Origin of the sequence: Longispora sp. NPDC051575, assembly GCF_040681875.1 — a bacterium.
Classification (GTDB): Bacteria; Actinomycetota; Actinomycetes; order Mycobacteriales; family Micromonosporaceae; genus Longispora.
In genome coordinates, this window is sequence record NZ_JBFAZP010000002.1 from 286,991 (window position 1) to 306,295 (window position 19,305).

18 protein-coding genes and 1 riboswitch are annotated in these 19,305 nt (G+C 72.2%); of the genes, 9 read left to right on the forward strand and 9 right to left on the reverse strand.

Annotated elements, in window-relative coordinates:
* Positions 1 to 154 precede the first annotated feature (154 nt).
* Complete coding sequence (locus AB0M43_RS05050) at positions 155 to 1,060, forward strand: TauD/TfdA family dioxygenase (protein ID WP_363721296.1); 906 nt, start codon at positions 155 to 157, stop codon at positions 1,058 to 1,060.
* A gap of 5 nt (positions 1,061 to 1,065) precedes the next feature.
* Here the strand turns inward: AB0M43_RS05050 and AB0M43_RS05055 are convergent, their stop codons facing one another.
* Together AB0M43_RS05055 and AB0M43_RS05060 are read right to left on the reverse strand one after the other, a co-directional pair.
* Positions 1,066 to 1,608 (reverse strand): hypothetical protein, encoded by a 543-nt coding sequence (locus AB0M43_RS05055; protein ID WP_363721298.1) that lies wholly within the window; start codon positions 1,606 to 1,608, stop codon positions 1,066 to 1,068.
* Between the two features lie 100 nt (positions 1,609 to 1,708).
* A complete protein-coding gene (locus AB0M43_RS05060) occupies positions 1,709 to 5,281 on the reverse strand; it encodes a hypothetical protein (RefSeq protein WP_363721300.1) in 3,573 nt (1,190 codons plus the stop codon).
* A gap of 226 nt (positions 5,282 to 5,507) precedes the next feature.
* On the opposite strand from AB0M43_RS05060, the gene AB0M43_RS05065 reads away from it, so the two are divergent.
* Complete coding sequence (locus AB0M43_RS05065) at positions 5,508 to 6,803, forward strand: glycosyltransferase family 4 protein (RefSeq protein ID WP_363721301.1); 1,296 nt, start codon at positions 5,508 to 5,510, stop codon at positions 6,801 to 6,803.
* A gap of 27 nt (positions 6,804 to 6,830) precedes the next feature.
* Here AB0M43_RS05065 and AB0M43_RS05070 read toward each other — a convergent pair whose 3' ends face one another.
* Complete coding sequence (locus tag AB0M43_RS05070; protein ID WP_363721303.1) at positions 6,831 to 7,325, reverse strand: hypothetical protein; 495 nt, start codon at positions 7,323 to 7,325, stop codon at positions 6,831 to 6,833.
* Positions 7,326 to 7,454: 129 nt separating this feature from the next.
* On the opposite strand from AB0M43_RS05070, the gene AB0M43_RS05075 reads away from it, so the two are divergent.
* From AB0M43_RS05075 to AB0M43_RS05090, 4 genes are all read left to right on the forward strand, one after another.
* Positions 7,455 to 7,829, forward strand: a complete 375-nt coding sequence (locus AB0M43_RS05075) for a peptidase inhibitor family I36 protein (RefSeq protein WP_363721305.1) — start codon at positions 7,455 to 7,457, stop codon at positions 7,827 to 7,829.
* Between the two features lie 333 nt (positions 7,830 to 8,162).
* Entirely contained in the window at positions 8,163 to 9,290 is a 1,128-nt protein-coding gene (locus tag AB0M43_RS05080) for a M20 family metallopeptidase (protein WP_363721306.1), read from the forward strand.
* A gap of 230 nt (positions 9,291 to 9,520) precedes the next feature.
* On the forward strand, positions 9,521 to 10,477 hold the full coding sequence (locus tag AB0M43_RS05085; protein WP_363721308.1) for a DUF1152 domain-containing protein: 957 nt from the start codon (positions 9,521 to 9,523) through the stop codon (positions 10,475 to 10,477).
* A 158-nt stretch (positions 10,478 to 10,635) separates the two neighbouring features.
* A complete protein-coding gene (locus AB0M43_RS05090; protein ID WP_363721310.1) occupies positions 10,636 to 11,034 on the forward strand; it encodes a hypothetical protein in 399 nt (132 codons plus the stop codon).
* 51 nt (positions 11,035 to 11,085) lie between these two features.
* Here the strand turns inward: AB0M43_RS05090 and AB0M43_RS05095 are convergent, their stop codons facing one another.
* A complete protein-coding gene (locus tag AB0M43_RS05095; protein WP_363721312.1) occupies positions 11,086 to 11,235 on the reverse strand; it encodes a hypothetical protein in 150 nt (49 codons plus the stop codon).
* 314 nt (positions 11,236 to 11,549) lie between these two features.
* On the opposite strand from AB0M43_RS05095, the gene AB0M43_RS05100 reads away from it, so the two are divergent.
* A complete protein-coding gene (locus AB0M43_RS05100; protein ID WP_363722056.1) occupies positions 11,550 to 13,472 on the forward strand; it encodes a proprotein convertase P-domain-containing protein in 1,923 nt (640 codons plus the stop codon).
* A gap of 396 nt (positions 13,473 to 13,868) precedes the next feature.
* Here the strand turns inward: AB0M43_RS05100 and AB0M43_RS05105 are convergent, their stop codons facing one another.
* The 3 genes from AB0M43_RS05105 to AB0M43_RS05115 form a co-directional block, all read right to left on the reverse strand.
* On the reverse strand, positions 13,869 to 14,222 hold the full coding sequence (locus AB0M43_RS05105; RefSeq protein WP_363721313.1) for a hypothetical protein: 354 nt from the start codon (positions 14,220 to 14,222) through the stop codon (positions 13,869 to 13,871).
* A gap of 105 nt (positions 14,223 to 14,327) precedes the next feature.
* A riboswitch (cobalamin riboswitch) is annotated at positions 14,328 to 14,471 on the reverse strand.
* 398 nt (positions 14,472 to 14,869) lie between these two features.
* On the reverse strand, positions 14,870 to 15,817 hold the full coding sequence (locus AB0M43_RS05110; RefSeq protein WP_363721314.1) for an acetyltransferase: 948 nt from the start codon (positions 15,815 to 15,817) through the stop codon (positions 14,870 to 14,872).
* Between the two features lie 238 nt (positions 15,818 to 16,055).
* Positions 16,056 to 16,658 (reverse strand): YciI family protein, encoded by a 603-nt coding sequence (locus AB0M43_RS05115; RefSeq protein ID WP_363721315.1) that lies wholly within the window; start codon positions 16,656 to 16,658, stop codon positions 16,056 to 16,058.
* 154 nt (positions 16,659 to 16,812) lie between these two features.
* On the opposite strand from AB0M43_RS05115, the gene AB0M43_RS05120 reads away from it, so the two are divergent.
* On the forward strand, positions 16,813 to 17,448 hold the full coding sequence (locus AB0M43_RS05120) for a hypothetical protein (RefSeq protein WP_363721316.1): 636 nt from the start codon (positions 16,813 to 16,815) through the stop codon (positions 17,446 to 17,448).
* A gap of 139 nt (positions 17,449 to 17,587) precedes the next feature.
* Here AB0M43_RS05120 and AB0M43_RS05125 read toward each other — a convergent pair whose 3' ends face one another.
* Positions 17,588 to 18,085, reverse strand: coding sequence for an FBP domain-containing protein (locus AB0M43_RS05125; protein ID WP_363721318.1), 498 nt, complete (start codon positions 18,083 to 18,085; stop codon positions 17,588 to 17,590).
* 71 nt (positions 18,086 to 18,156) lie between these two features.
* Here AB0M43_RS05125 and AB0M43_RS05130 point away from each other — a divergent pair, with 71 nt between their 5' ends.
* On the forward strand, positions 18,157 to 18,720 hold the full coding sequence (locus AB0M43_RS05130; RefSeq protein WP_363721320.1) for a WHG domain-containing protein: 564 nt from the start codon (positions 18,157 to 18,159) through the stop codon (positions 18,718 to 18,720).
* Here the strand turns inward: AB0M43_RS05130 and AB0M43_RS05135 are convergent.
* Positions 18,701 to 19,294 carry an XRE family transcriptional regulator gene (locus AB0M43_RS05135; protein WP_363721321.1) on the reverse strand — a complete coding sequence of 198 codons (594 nt, stop codon included), beginning with the start codon at positions 19,292 to 19,294 and terminating at the stop codon, positions 18,701 to 18,703. The two genes, AB0M43_RS05130 and AB0M43_RS05135, sit on opposite strands and share 20 nt — an antisense overlap.
* Positions 19,295 to 19,305: the final 11 nt, after the last annotated feature.

Sequence of the window (19,305 nt, forward strand, 5' to 3'; positions counted from 1 at the left end):
CGACGGTGCGGGAGCGGCCGTCGGGCCAGGGTGTGACGGCGCGGGATCACACACCGGGTCCGGGTTACACAGCACGGGACCGGCCGCCGGCTCCGGGTCGGCAGGGTTCGCGCTGGCGGGCTCCTCGCCCAGCGGGTCCCCGGTGGATAGGGACGTGGCCAACGAGGCGCGGGCCGCCTGGCTCCGGGAACACCGGCCGGCCCTCACCGGGGCGCTGGCCCGGACCGGGGCGGTGCTGGTGCGGGGCCTGGGCGTGCGTACCCCCCTCGATCTGGCTCTGGTCCGGGACGCCCTCGGCCTGGCCGAGGCCCCCGGCCAGGAACGGTTCGCCCCCACCACCGACCTGGGCGGCGGGGTCAGCTCCGCGCCCGAGTGGGGCGCCGACCGCGAGATGTGCCTGCACCACGAACAGTCCTTCGGGGTACGCGCCCCCCGCGTCCTCCTGATGTCCTGCGCCGCCGAACCCACCACCGGCGGCGAGACGCTCCTCGGCGACACCCGCGCCATGCTCCGCGAACTCCCGGCCGACCTGCTCGCCCGGTTCCGCGCCCACGGCTGGCGGCTCGAACGCAACTTCCGCCCCTACATCGGCCTGCCGTGGAGCACCGCGTTCGGGTCCACCGACCCGGAGACCCTGGACGCGTACGCCGCCGACCAGCGGATGGCCGCCGAGTGGCGCCCCGACGGTTCCCTGCACACCTCCCAGCGCCGGCCGGCCGTCGCGCGCCACCCTGCCACGGGCGAGGAGTGCTGGTTCAACGACGCCGCGTTCTTCAGCCAGTGGAGCATCGACGAGGTCGAACGCAAGGTGCTGCTGTCCTCGTTCGGGCCGGGCGGGATACCGTTCAACACGGCGCTCGGCGACGGCACGGAGCTGACGGCCGCGGAGTGGCAGAGCATCCTCGACGCGTACGACGCGGTGACGGTGCGGGTGCGATGGCGGGTCGGCGACCTGCTGCTGGTGGACAACATCCTCACCGCGCACGGGCGGGCGCCGTTCCAGGGCCCCCGGGAGATCCTGGTCGCCCCGGCGGACCCTGTACCCGTGGAAGGGATCTAAGGCCCTCAGGCAGCCAGCGGCCCGTGGTCACGGGGCACGGGGTCCGCGCCCTGGCAGTACCGGCATGACTCACGTTCGGACCACGTCCTGCGGTCCAGCACGTCCGGTGTCATGGGTCGTTGCCCCGCACTCCTCCTGACCGCCATGCGGAAGGTCCACAGCGTCTCGGCGAAGGCGTGATAGGCGTCGTGGTACTCGGCGGACCGAGTCGTCGCCCCTGTCCGAACAGCGTTGCGAATGCCGATCAGGTCGGCGAACGCGGCCTCCCCCGCCTTCACGACATCTGCGGTCCCCGACATCAGAAGTTGCTCACGGACCTTGTACAACCGGGACTGACCGACGGCGCGGCCTGCGGCAACCCTTCTTTCCGCAGCCTGCGTGCCGCCGCGCGCGACCTCGCGGAGCTGGCCGTGGGCCGAGTCCAGCGCGAGTGCGAAGCTGATGTAGGTCTTCCAACGGTCGAGCCCGAGGTCCCGATTCCGCTGTGCCCTACTTCGTCGGATGTCGGCCAGCAATGTGCCGGAGAGCGCGACGAACGCGCCGGTCACCGTACTAAGGAAAGGCATCCAATCCATATGTGTAAGTATGTAGCACCTGGCCATCCGTGCCGTCCCGCTGTCTTCTTGTGTACTCGACCGCGGCAGTGCTCTAGTCACGTAGCCACCGGTGGATCTTGGCGGCGAGTTCCGGCGGGCAGTCCGAGCGTCGCGCCAGGGCGAGCGCGTGATGCCCCGGCACCATCCGCTCCTGGACCACCACAGCCTCCGCGATGGCGAGTTTGGTGCCGCCCGTCGCCACGGGCCACAACTCGTCGACCAGCCAGGCCAGGAAGTCCGGCGAGCGAGCGAGCACGCCGCGATACACCTTGGCGGCCACCCGGGTGATCCGATTGCCCAGGACATCGGTGTCACACGCGACCGCTACCCGGCGAACGAGCGCCTCCACCTCACCGGCGGGCAGCCGCCGAGTTCCGAGCGGACCGACGGTCCCGGCCCAGCAGTTGTAGTCGGAGGTCATCTCCCGCTGCGCCTTCTCCGTGACGCCGTCGCGGATCCGGTCGGGAACGCCCAGAACCGGCTGGGAAACCGTGTGGACGATCGTCCGGATCGTGTCCGTCAGGAGCGGACGCAGGTTGTCCAGAATGACGAGCAGGTCGACCAACGCCGTGGTGAGCTGGGTGTCCTCGCGGGCGTCGACGGCCGTCCTCAAGCGCGCGCAGGCCACGTCGACCACCGCGTCGAGGAGCGACTCGGGTGTGTCCTCCCCTGGTGCGATGTGTGGGAGCAGCAGAACCGCCACCAGCCGGGCTGCCTCCGTGTGCCGGGTGGCGAGGAGACCGTGTAGCCACCAGAGGAGCGGGGGTGTGAGCGTGACGCCGGCCTTGTCGATGCCGACGATCACCCCACGGACTCCAAGACGGGCCGTCACCGGACTAGGACCGGTCAGCACCCTTTCGGTCAACCAGTTCCTGGCGTCGACATCCTCGAGCGCGAGCAGACCTTCGAATCTCGCCCGCAGCTCGGTCAGTTTCCCGCCGGACTCGACGAGGATGCGTCGAAACTGAGTCTTCTCCCGGGTCAGCAACTCGACCGGTGCCGTGTTGAGCCAGGTCTCCATCGCGCTCGCACGGACCGACTCCCAGTTCAGCCCCGACTCGGCCGGCTCCCCTTCCGGGGTGGGATTCGCCTCGGAACGGGGAGCCCGCGCGAACGACTCCAGGAGGCGGACGTGCATGTCGACGTCCGGTCCGGCCAGTACGATCAGAGCCGGCCAGACCCCCCGGGGGTCGATCGCCACGAACCGTTCCAGGGACGAGAGCAGGGTCTCCCGATCGACCTGGCCGAGGCGCTCGGCAAGTTGATTGGACAGCGTGGTCGCCGAACCGACCGCCTCACGGCCGAGCGGATAGGGCATCTGGCACAGACTTGCCAGAACGTCGTCCGGATGGTCGTGGACGATGAACCTCGCCACGTTGACCCACCGGTCACGGAAGCGAACCGGCGTGTCGGTCAGCGTGGCGGCCAACAGACCTCGACGGACGCCAGGGTCCCGCGCGAGTTCCCGGATCAGCCGCACCTGCGCCCCGTCCCACCGGGTCGACAGTTCCGCTTCCAGCAGGTCCGCCCAGCTGTCCCAGCCCTGTTGTTCCCGGATCGACTTCTCCTTCCAGCACCGGTGAAGCAGTTCGGTCACTTCCTCGTCGGCCATGCCGGACGGGCACTCCACCGCCAGCATGGCGCCGGCGAGCATGACCATCGACACCGATTCGGGAACCGACAGCGCCTCACGGAGGATCACCCGTTGCGCGCGGACTCCCAGCGTTGCGTACCGGTCGTGCAGCAGGTGCCGTACCGCCGCGTCGGCGCCTGTCCGGCACACCGGCCCGATCAGGTGCTCGGGAAGGTTGAGCCACACGTCGAAGCGGAGTTCCTCCTTCCCGTCTCGGAGTTCCGGCTTCCTGTCCACGACCAGCTTCAATGCCAGTGACAGGTTCTGGCTGCGCAGGAACGCACCCGCCCTGACCAGCAGGAGACCCACCGTACGCGCCGTCTCGGTCACACCTTTGGGTCCGACCGTCTTCAACAGGGGGACACTGATTTCTAGTGCCATCGCGACACACTGTTCCGGGGCACCCACGAGGAGCGGGACCAGCGAGTACAACAACGGCTTGTTGAACTCGCCAACGGTATCGGCGACCGCCTTGAGAAGATCCGGAGAGCGCCGGGCCTGTGCCGACAGCAGGTGGATCCGTGCGCCCTCGGCCGTCAACAGCGGCACGGCGGCCCGCAGGTCCCGGTACCGGTCGTCCACGCAACGCTGGAGGAGGAGGTGTCGTGCGACGGGCCAGTGGTGGGAGCTCGGGTCCACCAGGAACGTCGCGAAACCCGTCAGCTGCCCCGGAGTACCCGTTCGCGCCAGCAGCAGCGCGATCGCGAACTCCGCGTACGTCTGGTGGAAGAACTCGTACCGGCCCGACTGCAGTCGAACGGCGCCCTCGCTGAGCAGCGCCTTCATCCCGCCGTCGACGACCGAACGGTCCAGCGCTACCGTCAACGCAAGGCGTTCGGTGGACTGGTCGAGGATGGTGCGCGCGAGAAGGAGCGCCATCTCCTCCTGTTGTTCAGCCAGCGTCGTGCGCCGCCCGTTGCGGTCTTGCGCGATCCGTAGGTCCCAGTAGTACTCGTACAGGCCGGTGATCGTGAGGTCCCCGGGGATCTCACCCTTCTCGCCGAAGAGGTCACATGCCAGAGCCAGCCGCAGCGGAAGGGCGCACACCTCCCGGATGGTGCTAGCCCGCACGGCGTCGGAGAGCTCCGCGATGAAGCGTTCCTTCTCCAAGTCGCTGTGGGACAACGTTCCCATGTAGCCCGACGCCCACTTCAGGATCTCCGGCACGCCGAGCTTGGGCATCTTGAGCGCGCGTCCGGAGTGTGCCCCCAGGCGCAGTCGACCGCCCTGGCCGCCGAGCAGGTCCTCGTATTCCTGCTGGCGGCAGGTCATGACCAACTGCGCGTCGTCCGCCACACCGCCGAGCACCGTCGTGATCGCCTGGACGGTGTGCTCGGTGACGATGACGTCCAGGGTGTCGATGAAAATATAGACGGCGCCGAATATCTTCCGCAGCTGTCGGACACATCTGCGCAGACCCCGCCCCGGCTCGTGCAGGCCACCGGCCGCAGCGAACGCGATATCCACACCCGCCTCCGTCGCGAGGTCGGTCGCTGACGGAATGCGCGCGCAGGTGATCACAACCACGGCCGATCCGCTGTCGGAGTGGGTGTCGCCGGCGACGTGCTCGGCGAGTTGTTTCAGGAGCACGCTCTTTCCCGATCCGCCCTCGCCAATCAGGCAGAGAACCTGACCGGGAACGGCCTTCCCACCATCCAGCTCACCGGCCAGGAGGTCGAGGCGTCGTACGGTGGGGAGCGCGAACGCCTCGATCGCGCTCAGTCCGTCGAGAAACAGGCGCGATCCGGACCCCGACCGGCTGGCTCTCGGCATCGGAGGCTTCGCGGTCACCGCGGACTCGAGCTGCGCCAGCTCATGGAGCGCCGCCCAGTCCTCGACCCCTGTCTCCTCCTCGCCGAAACCCCGGAGAACCTCCAGCATGGCGGGCCACGTCGACCCCGGAATCGATTTCCCGTCCTTGGCGTCCTGCCAGGTGCTCTTACCGAGCCCGGATCTCTCGGCTGCGGCCCGGACGCCGCCCAGCAGCCCCACCGCGCGGGCGATGCCCTGCTGGAAACGTTCTCTCGCCGTGGGCCGGGCTGGGGAACGCGGCGGCATGGAAGGCCTCCCGGTGACGTCGAGGTTGTCCGGTCCGGACAACCTTTCCGGACACCAGCAAACCACACGCCCTGAAGGGAGGCTCTCAGCAACCGTCCGGCGGGACCGCCGGCGCTCCGGACGCGTCGCCGGACGCTGCCGATCGGCGCAGCATGGGGACATGTTCACCGACGATGCACAGCCTCCAGCGCCCCTGACGGCAGACTTCCGCCGGCCCGGGCTGCTCGTGGTGGCCTCCGAGTGGTTCTCCGCGCACGGCGGCCTCAGTACCCTGAATCGCGATCTCTGTGTCGGCCTCGCCGCCGCAGATGCGTCCGTTGTGTGCCTCGTGCCGCACGCCGCCAAGGAGGAGCGCGAACACGCCGCCCTTCACGGCGTGACCCTGATCTCCGCCCGCCCGGCTCCGGGAGTCTCGGCGAGGCAGACCCTGGCCCGTCGGCCCGCCCTGCCTCCAGGGGTGACCATCGACGCGGTCCTCGGGCACGGCCGGGTCACCGGCCCGGAGGCCAGGATCCTCACCGAGGACCACTTTCCGTCGGCGGTGCGGTTGCAGCTCGTCCACATCGCCCCCGACGAGCTCGAATGTTGGCGTTCCGACAGGTCCGACGACCTCGGGCAGCGCTCGGAGGCACGCACCCGCCTAGAGCTGGAACTGGGCGTCGACGCCGCCAGGGTCATCGCCGTCGGGCCGCGCCTGCACGAGTTGTTGTGCCGGGACCTCTCGGTGTATCCGGGCGTTCCGAGACCCGCACGACTGGATCCCGGATTCGACCTGCCGACCCATCTCCCGAGGGTGCCACCTCCGGGTGGACCGAGTCAGATTCTCCTGATGGGCAGGTTGGAGGACTACGAGATCAAGGGTGTCGACCTGGCCGCGCGGGCCCTGTCGTACGCGCTGAAGCTCCGGGGCGGCGACGAACCCGAGGTCGAACTGCTCGTTCGCGGCGCGCCGCCCGGCGAGAGCGCCCGGCTCCGAGACCGGATCCTCGGTTGGGCGCCCGTCACCGGCCTCCGGGTGACCCCGCGGCCCTTCACCACGGACGCCGAGCACCTCCGGCAGGATCTGCTACGGGCGTCCCTGGTCCTCATGCCGTCCCGCGCGGAGGGATTCGGCCTTGTCGGCGCCGAGGCGATCACCGCCGGCGCCCCCACCCTGGTCAGCGGACGCAGCGGCCTGGGTTCCCTGCTCCATGAGATCCTGCCCGCAGACGAGGCACGCCGGGTAGTCGTCCCCGTCCGACTCCGCCCGGTCGAGGACATCCAACGCTGGGGGCACCACATCGCCGCCGTTCTGAACGATCCGGCCGCCGCCTTCGCCACGGCCGCGGCCGTCCGTCGTCGGGCCGCCGCGAAACGAACCTGGTCCATGGCCGCCCACGAGATCCTCAGGGTGATCCGCGAGAGTGGCAGAAGCCGCGAAGCCGCGCCCGATGATGCGGATGGGCGCCTGGCCTAGCATGATCGGTAGTCTGCGGACGCCTGGTCAGGTGGCGTTGACGACCGTGAAGCCGGCCTCGCCCTCCTCGAACGCCCCGAACACCGCCGGCAACGTCGTCGGGCCGGCGGTGTCCACCAGCAGCACCGCCTGCTTCCCGTCCGGCCCAGCCCCGGGCTCGAAGTCCGACTCCACCTCCCGCCGGACCAACGTGACCCGGTCGAGGAACACCTCCGCGCCCCACAGATCGGCCACGGACGCCGCGAAGGCCTCGTCGCGCCCCGACCTGACCTGGTCGATGACCTCGGCGGAGGCCAGCAGCCGGACCACGAGCCGGTCGCCCCGCCGGTCGTAGTGGGCCGTCAGGTCGTCGGGGAGCAGGTAGAACACGCCCTCCTCGCCCTCGTGGCCCCGGTCGAGCAGCGCGGCGACCATCCGCTGACCCGGGTCGTCCGCCTCGAGGTCGACGCCGAGCAGGACGCCGACATCCTCGGGCCCGAACGCAGGTACGGCCGTGATCCACATCTGCGCCTCGTCACTCATGCCGCCCATCCTGATCCATAGCCGGGCGGCATACCAACGCGCATGGCTGATCTCGCGGTCCACCGCCCCGCGACCCGGCCCCTCTCCTACGTTGGAGGACAGTTACCGGATTTCACGGGGAGGTTCGAGATGGGTACTGGGAAGCGAGCGCGCGCGGTGTCGGCCGTGGCGGTCCTGGTCGGGGCGGCACTCTGGGCGACGGTCGCCCCGGCGTCGGCGGCACCGGAGAGCGACTGTCCGGGCGGGCGGTTCTGCATCTTCAACCCGGCCGGCAACCGGCTGGTCATGGAGAACGGGGCGTACGACCTCAGCGGGGTGGCCGGCGGGGTGTTCAACGACAACGTGGACTGGGCGAACAACAGCACCGACGGCAACTGGTGCCTGTACTCCGACGCCGGGTACAACGGGAACGTGCAGGTGTACACGGCCGGGTACGACGGGAACACCGGGGGCTTCGGCTGGCAGGTCAGTTCGCTGCGCAGGAGGCCGTGGTACGGCTGCTGAGCCCGCGTGGCCCGGGTGGCGTCGGCACGGACGCCGCCCGGGCCACGCGCCACCAGCCCGGACGTGCCCGGTTCACGCGCCACCACCCCGGACGTGCCCGGCTCACGCGCCGCCACCCCGGACGCGGCCGGGCCACGCGTCACCGCCCGGCGCGGCGTCGGGCGCCTACCGCCGCCCGGAGCCGACCGATCAGCTCGCGCACCCGTCGGCAGAGCCCTCATCCGGCCCCGGGCCGAGTCTCCGGTGACCGATGACGCATGTCGGACTCGTTGAACTTTGTGGCGACACCCGCGAGGATCGGTGGTGGAACACCGGTTCGGCGGAGGGAACACTGTGGACACCACCAGCACGGCGCGGATGACGGACCGGATCCGCCAGCTCGTGGAGCGCGAGTCCCCGTCGCACGACCCCGCCGCCCTCGACCGGTGCGCCGACCTGCTGGTCGAGTGGTTCGAACCGGTTCTCGGCCGGCCGGTGGACCGGGTCGTCCTGGGCGGGCGGCCCCAACTGCTGTGGGCGGCCGAGGACCCGGCGGTCCTGCTCCTCGGGCACTTCGACACCGTGTGGCCGGTCGGCACCCTGGCGGAGCTGCCGTTCTCGATCGTGGACGGGGTGCTGCGCGGCCCGGGTTCGTTCGACATGAAGGCCGGCCTGGTGCTGATGCTCACCGCCCTGGAGGCGTTGCCGGACCGGAGCAGGATCAGTGTGCTGCTGACCAGTGACGAGGAGATCGGCTCCCCCGCCTCCCGGGCCCTGATCGAGGAGCAGGCACTGCGGTCGGCGGCGGTGCTGGTGTGCGAACCCAGCGCCGACGGCGGAGCGGCCAAGAGTACGCGCAAGGGGCTGGCCGGCTACACCGTCGAGGTCACCGGCCGGGCCGCGCACGCCGGGCTCGAACCGCACCTCGGCGTCAACGCCAGCGTCGAACTGGCCCACCAGATCCTCGCCGTGACCGAACTCGCCGACCCCGGGCGGGACACGACGGTCACGCCGACCGTCGCCTCGTCGGGGACCACGTCCAACACGGTGCCCGAGGCCGCCACGGTCCGGCTGGACGTCCGCGCCTGGGGCCGCGCCGAACTCGACCGGGTCGACGCCGCGCTGCGGGCCCTGGCCCCGGTGCTGCCCGGCGCGGCGGTGGCCGTGGTCGGCGGGGTCAACAGGTACCCGTTGGAGCCGGAGGTCGCCGCCGGGCTGCTCGGGGAGCTGCGGGACGCCGCGACGGCGCTGGGGCTGCCCGCGCCCGAGGGAGTGCGCTCCGGCGGGGGTTCGGACGCCAACCTGACCGGGGCGCTCGGGGTGCCGACGCTGTGCGGGCTGGGGGCCGTCGGCGCGTACCCGCACGGGCGCGACGAGCAGGTCGACGTCGCCTCGCTGCCGGACCGGGCGGCGCTGCTGGTCGAGCTGATCGGCCGGCTGTGCGCCCCGGACCGCGCACCCGGGGGCCGCACCGGCCACTGATCCGGCCCGTCGCCGACGGATAGTTTCCGGCGCCGCCCCCGCCGCGCCGCCGTCCGAGCCGCCGCGCCGCCCCGCCGTCCGAGCCGCCCCGCCGGCCCGCCGTCCCCGCTGACCCGACCGACCCCGCCAGGTGCCCCCAGGGCAGGCTCCGCGCGCCGCCCGGCAAACCCCTGGCCCGGCCCCACCCCGGTCACGTAGCGTTGCCGACCACGCCGACCGAAGGGATCCCGATGGCATCGCTGGCCACGCCCCCGCTGTTCGCCGCCCTGCGCGGGGCCCGCTCGGTCCTGATCGCGGGGGCCGGCGGCGGCTTCGACGTGTACGCGGGGCTGCCCCTCGCCGTCGCGCTGTGGGACGCGGGCATCCGGGTACACCTCGGAAATGTGTCCTTCTCCCAGCTCGAACTCCTCGACCGCGGCGTCTGGCTGGCCCCGGACACCGCTGCGGTCACCCCGGACACCGAAGGCCTCGACGAGTACTTCCCCGAACGCACCCTCGCCCGCTGGTTGGCGACCCACGGCCTGCCGGCGACCGTGCACGCGTTCCCCCGGGTGGGGGTCCAGCCGCTCCGGGCCGCCTACGCCCACCTCGTCGAACACCTCGGCGTGGACGCGATCGTGCTGGTCGACGGGGGCACCGACATCCTGATGCGCGGGGACGAGACCGGCCTGGGCACCCCGGAGGAGGACATGACCAGCCTCGCCGCCGTGGCCGCCCTCGACGTGCCCACGAAACTCGTCACGTGCCTCGGCTTCGGCATCGACGCGTACCACGGCGTCAACCACACCCAGGTCCTGGAGAACATCGCGGCCCTCGACCGCGACGGCGCGTACCTCGGCGCGCTGTCCCTGCCCTCCGCCAGCCGCGAGGCCACCCTCTACCGGGAGGCCGTGGCCGACGCCCAGGCCGCCACCCCGTTGCGCCCCAGCATCGTCAACGGCCAGATCGCGGCCGCCAGCCGGGGCGCGTTCGGCGACGTCCAGTTCACCAGCCGCACCCGGGGCAGCACGCTGCTCGTCAACCCGCTGATGGCCATCTACTTCACGTTCGACCTGGTGGGGCTCGCCCGCCGCGCCCTGTACCTGGACCGGCTGGAGAACACCGTCGGCATCCGGCAGGTCAGCACCCGGATCTCCGAGTACCGCGACACGGTCGCCCCCCGCCTCCCGACGGCCTTCCCCCACTGACACCGGCCCCCGACGCCCGGACCGCTATCTTGCGGCGGGTGACCCGCCCCCGTCCTCCGGGTAGCCCTTCCGAGCTGGAGTTATACCCGCAGGATACCGGCCACGAACCGTGATCGGCGAGAGTCCGGCCGTCAGTTCACCCTCCGAAAGGGACAGCCGTGATCAAGAAGATCTTCGCCGCCGTACTCCTGGGCGTCGCGAGCCTGACCGTGGTAGCCACGACCCCGGCTTCGGCGGCCGGCACGTGCTACACCTCGGTCACCTACAGCTTCGGATTCCAGCTCGAATCGGCCGGCGACACCGTCACGACGCCGGTGCTGTACGCGTCCGGGCACTGCAACGACGCGAACGTCAAGCGCACCAGCACCTACTCCGCCCGGACCTGCGTCATCCGGGTCTACCAGGGGCAGAGCGACTGCACGCTCGGGGCCAGCATGACCACGGGGTGGACGGTGCCGGCCGGTGGCGACGACATCCCCCCGGGCAAGGCGTTCAAGGTGAAGTTCGGCGCCGCCTCGGCCTACAACCGCACCATCGCCGGCAAGGTCGCCTACTGAGCCGCCGGGGCACGCGCCGGGATCAGGCTCCGGGTGCGTGCCCCGGAACCATCACAGGCCCGCTGCAGCGTCACCGTCCACGCGGTCGGGGTGCCCAGTGCCCTGCCGGTAGTTGTCGGCGACGAGGAGCTTCCAGGTACCTCCGGCCGGCGGGGTCACCGACGGCACGGTGAACGCGCGGGCCCCCGACATCCGGCGCATGCCGTGACCTGTTCGCGCAGGGTCACCGTGAGGTAGAGATCTTCGGGTGAAATGGGGAGAGAACCGGAAACATCATTATCGTAGGCAAAGATCCTATGAAGAGATGGATAGGCCTGTCTTAACCGGCGCTGTTATGTCAGGTGTGCCTTCCCCGCGCCGAAGGGTTGTTACACCGGTCGATATCGACCATGCTGACTTTCCCTGGACGCGGGCACCCTCACCGCGTCCGCTCCCCCCTCAAGGAGTACGGCGTGAGCAGACCCCCGATCCTCCGCGGTTTCGCGACCCTCGCCCTGGCCGCCGCTGTCGCGGTCATGGTCCCCGCCTCCGCGTCGGCCACGGCCCCGGCGCCCGCCCCGGTCCGCGCGGCGCTCGCGGCGCCCGACATCTCCCTCGACAACGTCAAGGCGCACCTGCAGCAGTTCCAGACCATCGCCACCAACAACGGCGGCAACCGGCGCTCCACCTCCGCCGGCTACACCGCCTCCGTGAACTACGTGTACGACAAGCTCGTCGCCGCCGGGTTCACCGTCGTCAAGCAGGCCTGCACCTCCGGCTGCACCAGCGGCGCCGGCCCGAACGTCATCGCCGACTGGCCGGGCGGCGACGCCAGCCAGGTGTACATGCTGGGCGCGCACCTCGACAGCGTGTCGGCGGGCCCGGGCAGCAACGACAACGCCAGCGGCTCGTCCACCGTCCTGGAGGTCGCCCTGACCCTGGCGGCGACGAACCCGACGATGCTCAAGCACGCCCGGTTCGGGTTCTGGACCGACGAGGAGCAGGGCCTCAACGGCTCCGACTTCTACGTCACCAACCTGCCGGCGGCGGAGAAGACGAAGATCAAGGGCTACTTCAACTTCGACATGGTCGCCTCGACCAACGCCGGATACTTCATCAACCGGATCACCAGCGCCACCGGCCAGGTCCTCAAGGCGTACTACGACTCGATCGGCGTGCAGACCGAGGAGAACGTCGAGGGCGCCGGCCGCTCCGACGACGCGTCCTTCAACAGCGGAGGCATCCAGACCAGCGGGGTCGCCGCCGGTGCCAGCGCCACGAAGACATCCGCGCAGGCCACCAAGTGGGGCGGCACCGCCGGGGCCTCGTACGACCCGTGCTACCACCGGGCGTGCGACACGTACCCGTCGAACATCAACACCACGGTCATCAACCGGGCCGGCGACGCCGCCGCGCACGCGCTGTGGACCCTCGCCGTCGGCGCGCCGCAGGGCGACGACTACTCGATGGCCACCGCCCCGTCGGCCGGCTCGGTCAACCCGGGCAGCACCGCGACGACCACGGTGAACACGACCGTCACCAACGGGGCCGCGCAGAGCGTCACCCTGTCGGCCAGCGGCCTGCCGGCCGGGGCCACGGCCTCGTTCAGCCCCGGCACGGTCACGTCGGGCGGTTCGTCGACCCTGAGCATCGCCACCACGACGGCCACCGCCCCGGGCACCTACACGGTCACGGTCGCCGGTGACGGCACGGTCGCCGACCGGACCACCTCGTACGCGCTGACCGTCAACGGGCCGGCCGGCTGCGCCGCGACCAACCCGACCGACGTGACCATCGTCGACAACGCCACCGTCGAGAGCTCCGTGACGATCTCGGGCTGCTCGGGCAACGCCGGGGCCGCCAGCACCGTCGCCGTGAACATCGTGCACACCTACATCGGCGACCTGGTCGTCAACCTGGTGGCGCCGGACGGCAGCGCCTACATCCTGCACAACGGGACCGGGGGCAGCGCGGACAATATCAACCAGACGTACACCGTCAACCTGGGCGGCGAGGTCGCCAACGGCACCTGGAAGCTCCGGGTGCAGGACACCGCCAGCAACGACACCGGCAAGATCGACACGTGGACGCTGACCCTGACCGGCGGGGTGCCGCCCGGCTGCTCCGGCACCAACGGCACCGACGTCGCCATCGTCGACAACGCCACGGTGGAGAGCCCGATCACGCCCGCCAACTGCACCGGCAACGCGTCGGCGACCAGCAAGGTCGAGGTGCACATCGTGCACACCTACAAGGGTGACCTGGTCGTCTCCCTCGTCGCCCCGGACGGCACCGCCTACGTGCTGCACAACCGGGCCGGCGGCAGCGCCGACAACATCGACCAGACGTTCACCGTGGACCTGTCCTCGGAGGCGCGCACCGGCACCTGGAAGCTGCGGGTCCAGGACGCCGCCAGCAACGACACCGGCAAGATCGACACGTGGACGCTCACGCTCTGAGCTGACATCGTGAGCCAGGGACCCGTAGCGTGCCCGCGCTGCGGGTCCCCGGCCCCAACCCATTTCACACGGTTTCCCTGATCCGGCTCCACAACCCCGCAAAAAAGCACACCTCGACGGGTACGGGGACCTGGGTGGACCGTCCGGCCGGTGGCCTCGGCCCGGCTCCGCATCGGCCCGGCTCCGCAGCAGCAGGTTGGTCGTCTCGGCATCTCACCGCCGCTCGCGCCGCGCAGCCCCGCGCTGAGCGCGCTCCCCAACGGCAGTGCCCGGACCGTCACGCCGAAGACCTCACCGAACACCGTCCGGAGCTCGTACCCCGCGAGCTCATTGCTCTTCACGACCCGCCGCCCCGGGCTACCGACGCGGCAACGGCGGCAGTTGCCCCGTCGCCCCTCAGCTGGAGTTCGCGGGTTTCGGGAACCGGCGGGCCTTCAGGGCGGGGTCGGGTTCGCTGAGGCCGGGGCCGCCGGAGTTGACCCAGTCGGCGATGGCCCGGATCTGCGCCGGTTCGGTGATGCCGCCGAGCCACACCGGTCGGGCCCCGGCCGCGCGCCCGGCCCGCGCCGGCTGCACGACGAACACGTTCGCCCGTTCGCAGGGGCCGAGGCAGTCGGTGACGACCCGGATCCGGGCGTGCCCGGCGGTCAGGTCGCGCAGGGTGTCGAGCTGCTCGTCGTGGTCGACCCCGGGGACCTTGCGGGTGGTACCGCAGCAGCAGCCCCGGCAGACGGTGACCGTGGCGGTCACGACGCGCTCCCGGGGTGCGCGCACGCGGCACGGGGCGCCGGGTGCCGGCGGGTGACGAAGTAGGCCATGGCGCGGCCAGCCTCTCTCGGGGAGATCCGCCCCGGGCGCGTGAGGAGGCGATGACGCGAGTCTCTGACTTCGCGGACCGCGCCCGCCAGGACGCCGCCCGTTCACAGTGGCGGGACCGCGCCGGATTCACACCGGCTTCCTCGTCCGCCATCGCCCTGAACGGTCCGAATTCTGGCACACCCCCACGGCACCCGGACCCTACGCGTGGCCCCCGTCACACGCCGGCCCCGGAGCTGTGCCGTCGCCCGTAGCGACCCGCACAACCCCGTTCAGGGTGGGGGTGCCCGGCCCACTTCGAGGGTGACCCGGAACCGATCGGCGGCCCTGTTCGGGTGCGGGGTGCTCGACGCCGGACGTCGCACCGGCAGCCCGTGGTGGCCCGGAACGGAGGCCTACCGCTCGTCTACGACGGCGATCGAGGACCGGCACCACCGCCCGGGAGCCGGGGCGGGCGGCGAGGACTCCGTGTCGCGGGCGCGCCCCGAGGAGTGGGTTCGGGGCGCGCCCGATCGCTCGGGGTATCAGCCGGTCTCAGGCGCGGAGCCCCATGTCGCGGGCGCGCCCGATCGCTCGGGGCGTCAGCCGGTCTCAGGTGCGGAGCCGGGAGGCGCCTCCGCCGCCGGTGTGGGGCCGGGCCCGGCTTCCGTGGGCGGGGTGAAGACGACCCGGGACCGCAGCTGGCGGAACCCGGTCCGTTCCAGTTCGGCCAGGACCGCGACCCGGTGGGCGTCCACATCGGCGACCACCTCCCGGGCACCCCCCTCGGCCAGCACCCGGACGGCCTCGACCAGCAGTTCGCTCCGGGCGGACTCGTCGAGCAGGCCCAGGTAGGCGACGAGCGGGTAGCAGGCGTCCCCGGCCGGGCCCACGAGTCCGACCGGGCGGCCCGCCTCCTCCGCGACCCGCCACTCGGTCGGATTGTCCAGCCAGGCCAGCGGGTCGGTGGCCAGGTCCACGCCCCGGACGGCCAACGCCATCTCCTTGCCGGTCAGCACGTCCGGAACGGGGATCCGGGCCACCAGCGCGGTGATCTCGGCCGGGCCGGTGGCGGGGCGGAAGGAGTACCGCCCGGAGGTGGCCGGCAGCGGCGTACCCGTCCAGGAGCACCGCAGCCGCTCACCCCGCTCGACCAGGCCGGCGAGCCGGGCCGCCGCCATCGGGGCCGCCGTCACGGCCAGCACCTCCGGCCGGCGCCGCCAGTGCGCGGGCATCGCGGCGTAGTAGGTCCGGGGACCGCCGAGGGCGGCGTGCGCGGCGCGCAGCAGCTCCGCGCCGACCTCCGGCCCGGCGGCCAGGTCGAACCGCTCCAGCCACGGGGCGCCGGCGGAACCCGGCGGCTGGCACCAGGCGGCCCGGGCGACGACCCGGCCGGACCGGAGCGCGACCCAGGTGTGCTCCGGCCGGTACCCGCCGCCCGCTATGCCGTCGGCGTAGCCGACCTGACGCAGCTGGGGCAACGGATCGGGCAGGGAGTCGAACAGGTTTTCCTCGCCCGCGACGAGCGGGCGGATGACGAGATCGGTCATGGCGAACCTCCGGGCAGCGGGCGCCCCGGACTCAGACCCGCGCGGACGCCGGAGCGCGGAGGGGGCGCAGAACTTCGGACATTGTTCTGACCTCCTTCCAGCTCGACGGCGTGCCCGGAAACCTACCCGCCCACACCGCGCCGTCGCAACACGGTTCGCAGCAGCGGGGCGCCCGGGGTGCGCCAGGCCGAGGTCGGCGCCACGGCCGGGTCGGAGGCGCGCCCCCGCCACGGCGGGGTCAGCTGGCCGGGCGGCCGCCGAAGCGCCACGGGTGCACCTCGACGCGCTCGTACAGGCCGGCCTCGGCGTAGGGGCCGTGGGCGAGCATCGCCTCGGCGGCGGCCCGGTCCGGCAGCTCGACCAGGGTGGCGGTGCCCAGCCAGTCGGTGCCGTCGGCCGACAGCAGCGGGCCGTGCGCGATGAGGCGGTCGGCGTAGCCGGCGGCGAGGTGGTCGCGCTGGTCGGCCCGGAGCCGGTCGCGTTCGGCGGTGGCGCCGGGGCGGCCGTGCCCGAGGACCAGGAACCGGGGGTCTTCACCGGTGCCCGGGTACGCCCACATCGTGCGGCCGAGCGTGTTGCTGAAGCGGCGCACCAGGACGTCGGCGAACACGCCGGCCCGGTAGTAGGGCTCGTCGTACGCGAACGCGCGGGCCGCCTCCGGGCCGGGCAGGTCGACGATGTGCACGCTGCCCGTGACGCCCTCCCCGTCGTCGGTGAGGGTGGGGCCCCGCGCGATCAGGACGTCGGCGTAGGAGTCCATGAACGTCCAGTGTTCCCCGGTCCGTTCCCACCGCAGGTCCCCGACGCCCGGGTGGTCGCGACCGTACACGAAGTACTCCATCCCGCGATCATAGGCACCGCAAGGGCCCGCCGGGCCGTCCATGTCGGAGAGTGGGGCGAAGTGGGCGGACGCGGGTGCCGTGCGGCACTCAACGTACAGCGTCCTAGGTCGCTAGGTAGAACGCGGGGCGCGTCCGGCGCTACGATCCGGGGCTATGTCCGCCTCTCCCGCGCGCCGGGCCGCGCTCGTGACCCTCGCCGTGGCGTGCGCCGCCGCCGTGCTCGCCGGCTGCGCGTCCCCCGACACCCGGTGGGTCGCGGGGTCGCCGCCGGAGCAGCCGTCCACCCGGGCACCGGAGGTCGTCCCCACCCCGGAGGCGTCCACGGTGCCCACCCCGGCTCCCCCGTCCGCACCGGTGCCGACCCCGCCCCGGGCGACCGGCACGGCGGCGGCGGAGTTCGCCCGGGTCACGGCCGTGGAGGTCATGCCCGGCACCGTCATGCAGGCGCTCGACGGCAGGCCCTGCGGGTTCTCCGGGGAGCTGCGGGCCCGCGTGGTCGTCCAGGTGTCCGCCCCCGGTCGCGGCGCGGGCCAGCTGAAGGTGCGGATCAGCTACGGCGGGTTCGCCGGCTACCAGGGCGACTCGACGATGCGGTACGACGCGGGCCGGCAGGCGTACGTGTTCGACATGCCGGTCATCGAGGTGGCCCGGACGAAGGGCGAGGGCGGGCACCTCGGGATCTCGGTCTCGATCGACCAGCCGCCGATCGGCGACCACGCGCAGCCGCCGCCGACGTCCACTTCGGTCGCCGTCGCCAGCTGCCTGCCCGTGAAGAACGGCACCGGCTGACCTCGGGGCCCGGCGACGCGCGGGGGCCCGCCCGGCGCGCACCCGCCCACCCGACGGACTCGCGCCGGGCACACAGGCCGGGGCCGCCGGGTACACGGACCGGGGCTGCCGACGACCCGCGCAGGGAACACCCGAACGGCTAGCCGACCACCCGCGCCACGAACCCGGCCAGCCGCCCCACGGTCCGCTCGATCTGCTCGTCCAGGGTCAGCGACTCGTACAGTCGCGCGCCGCCGGCCGCGGGCACCTTCTTGCCGCGCAGGTACAGCGAGCAGGCCAGGTCGGTGCAGATGTACGTACCCAACGAGTTGCCCAGCCTGCCCTCCGGCCCGGCCTTGCGCGCCGTCATCAGCGAGACGCCGTCCCCGGTGTGCGTGGTCAGGCACAGCGAGCACATGCTGCGCCGGGCCCGCGCGGCGCTGGGCGCGGCGATCCGCAGCGCGAGGGCCACGAACCCGTCGCCGGACTCGGTGACCAGGCAGGCGCGTTCGGGGGCGGCGGGGTCGCGCCAGCCGAGGAAGTCCAGGTCCTCCCACGGCCGGGTGGCGAGGTCCCTGGGCACGGCCAGGCGTTTCGCCTCGCCCTTGGTCACGTTGACGAGGGACGCGCGGATGTCGCGTTCGGTGACTGCCTTCATACCGGGTAAGCTAGCTTTTCCTAGAAGTCCTAGGCAAACGATTAAAGCCTCTAGGCTGCGGAGGGTGACGCATGGCACGCGCGGGACTGACCCCCGAACGCCTGACCCTGGCGGCGGCCGACCTGGCCGACGGGATCGGGTTCGCCAACGTGACCGTCTCGGCGCTCGCCCGGCACTTCGGGGTCAAGGACGCGAGCCTGTACTCGCACATCAGGAACGCCCGCGACCTGCACTCCCGGGTGGCCGTGCTGGCCCTGGCGGAGCTCGCCGACCGGGTCGCCGCCGCGCTGGCCGGGCGCGCGGGCAAGGACGCGCTCGTCGCCTTCGCCCACGCCTACCGGGACTACGCGCGCGAGCACCCGGGCCGGTACGCGGCGACCCTGTTCCCGCTCGACCCGGAGACGGCGGCGGCCAGCGCGGCGGGCCGGCACGCGGAGCTGACCCGGGCGATCCTGCGGGGCTACGCGCTGGCCGAACCCGACCAGACCGACGCGGTCCGGCTCCTGCACAGCACCTTCCACGGGTACGCGAGCCTGGAGGCCGCCGGCGCGTTCCGCCCACCCCGCACGGCCGACGCCTCCTGGGGCCGGGCCCTCGACGCCCTGGACGCGACCCTCAGGAACTGGCCGGCCTGACCGCCGGGCGCGCCCGGACGTGCGCGCGTTCGCCCTGGGTGCCGAACAGGCTGAGGAACTCGACCGGCTCGGCGTCGGCGGCCCCGAACCAGTGCGGCACCCGGGTGTCGAACTCGGCCGCCTCGCCGGGGACGAGCACCAGGTCCCGTTCGCCCAGGACGAGGCGGAGCCGGCCGTTGAGGACGTAGAGCCACTCGTACCCCTCGTGGGTCTGCGGGTCGGGTTCCGTGCGGCCGTCGGCGGGGATCACCAGCTTGTAGGCCTGGATCCCGCCGGCCCGCCGGGTCAGGGGCACCATGGTCATGCCGTTGCGGGTGACCGGGCGCAGGTGGACGCGCGGGTCGCCGGTGGGCGGCGCGCCGACCAGGTCGTCGAGGGTGACGCCGTGCGCGCGGGCCAGCGGGAGCAGGAGCTCCAGGTTGGGGCGGCGGTCGCCGGACTCCAGGCGGGACAGGGTGCTCACCGAGATGCCGGTGGCGGCCGACAGTTCGGTGAGGGTGGTGTCGCGCTGCCGGCGGAGCGCGCGGAGCCGGGGGCCGACCGCCGTCAGCGCCTGGTCGAGGTCTCTGTCCATGGCCCCCATTT

Bases quoted from the DNA above. Each gene is read 5' to 3' on its own strand.
- AB0M43_RS05120 (WP_363721316.1), top strand. From the start codon at position 16,813: ATGTCCGCCTCTCCCGCGCGCCGGGCCGCGCTCGTGACCCTCGCCGTG.
- AB0M43_RS05095 (WP_363721312.1), bottom strand. From the start codon at position 11,235: ATGCGCCGGATGTCGGGGGCCCGCGCGTTCACCGTGCCGTCGGTGACC.
- AB0M43_RS05100 (WP_363722056.1), top strand. From the start codon at position 11,550: ATGGTCCCCGCCTCCGCGTCGGCCACGGCCCCGGCGCCCGCCCCGGTC.
- AB0M43_RS05125 (WP_363721318.1), bottom strand. From the start codon at position 18,085: ATGAAGGCAGTCACCGAACGCGACATCCGCGCGTCCCTCGTCAACGTG.
- AB0M43_RS05115 (WP_363721315.1), bottom strand. From the start codon at position 16,658: ATGGAGTACTTCGTGTACGGTCGCGACCACCCGGGCGTCGGGGACCTG.
- AB0M43_RS05135 (WP_363721321.1), bottom strand. From the start codon at position 19,294: ATGGACAGAGACCTCGACCAGGCGCTGACGGCGGTCGGCCCCCGGCTC.
- AB0M43_RS05085 (WP_363721308.1), top strand. From the start codon at position 9,521: ATGGCATCGCTGGCCACGCCCCCGCTGTTCGCCGCCCTGCGCGGGGCC.
- AB0M43_RS05070 (WP_363721303.1), bottom strand. From the start codon at position 7,325: ATGAGTGACGAGGCGCAGATGTGGATCACGGCCGTACCTGCGTTCGGG.
- AB0M43_RS05075 (WP_363721305.1), top strand. From the start codon at position 7,455: ATGGGTACTGGGAAGCGAGCGCGCGCGGTGTCGGCCGTGGCGGTCCTG.
- AB0M43_RS05130 (WP_363721320.1), top strand. From the start codon at position 18,157: ATGGCACGCGCGGGACTGACCCCCGAACGCCTGACCCTGGCGGCGGCC.
- AB0M43_RS05065 (WP_363721301.1), top strand. From the start codon at position 5,508: ATGTTCACCGACGATGCACAGCCTCCAGCGCCCCTGACGGCAGACTTC.
- AB0M43_RS05110 (WP_363721314.1), bottom strand. From the start codon at position 15,817: ATGACCGATCTCGTCATCCGCCCGCTCGTCGCGGGCGAGGAAAACCTG.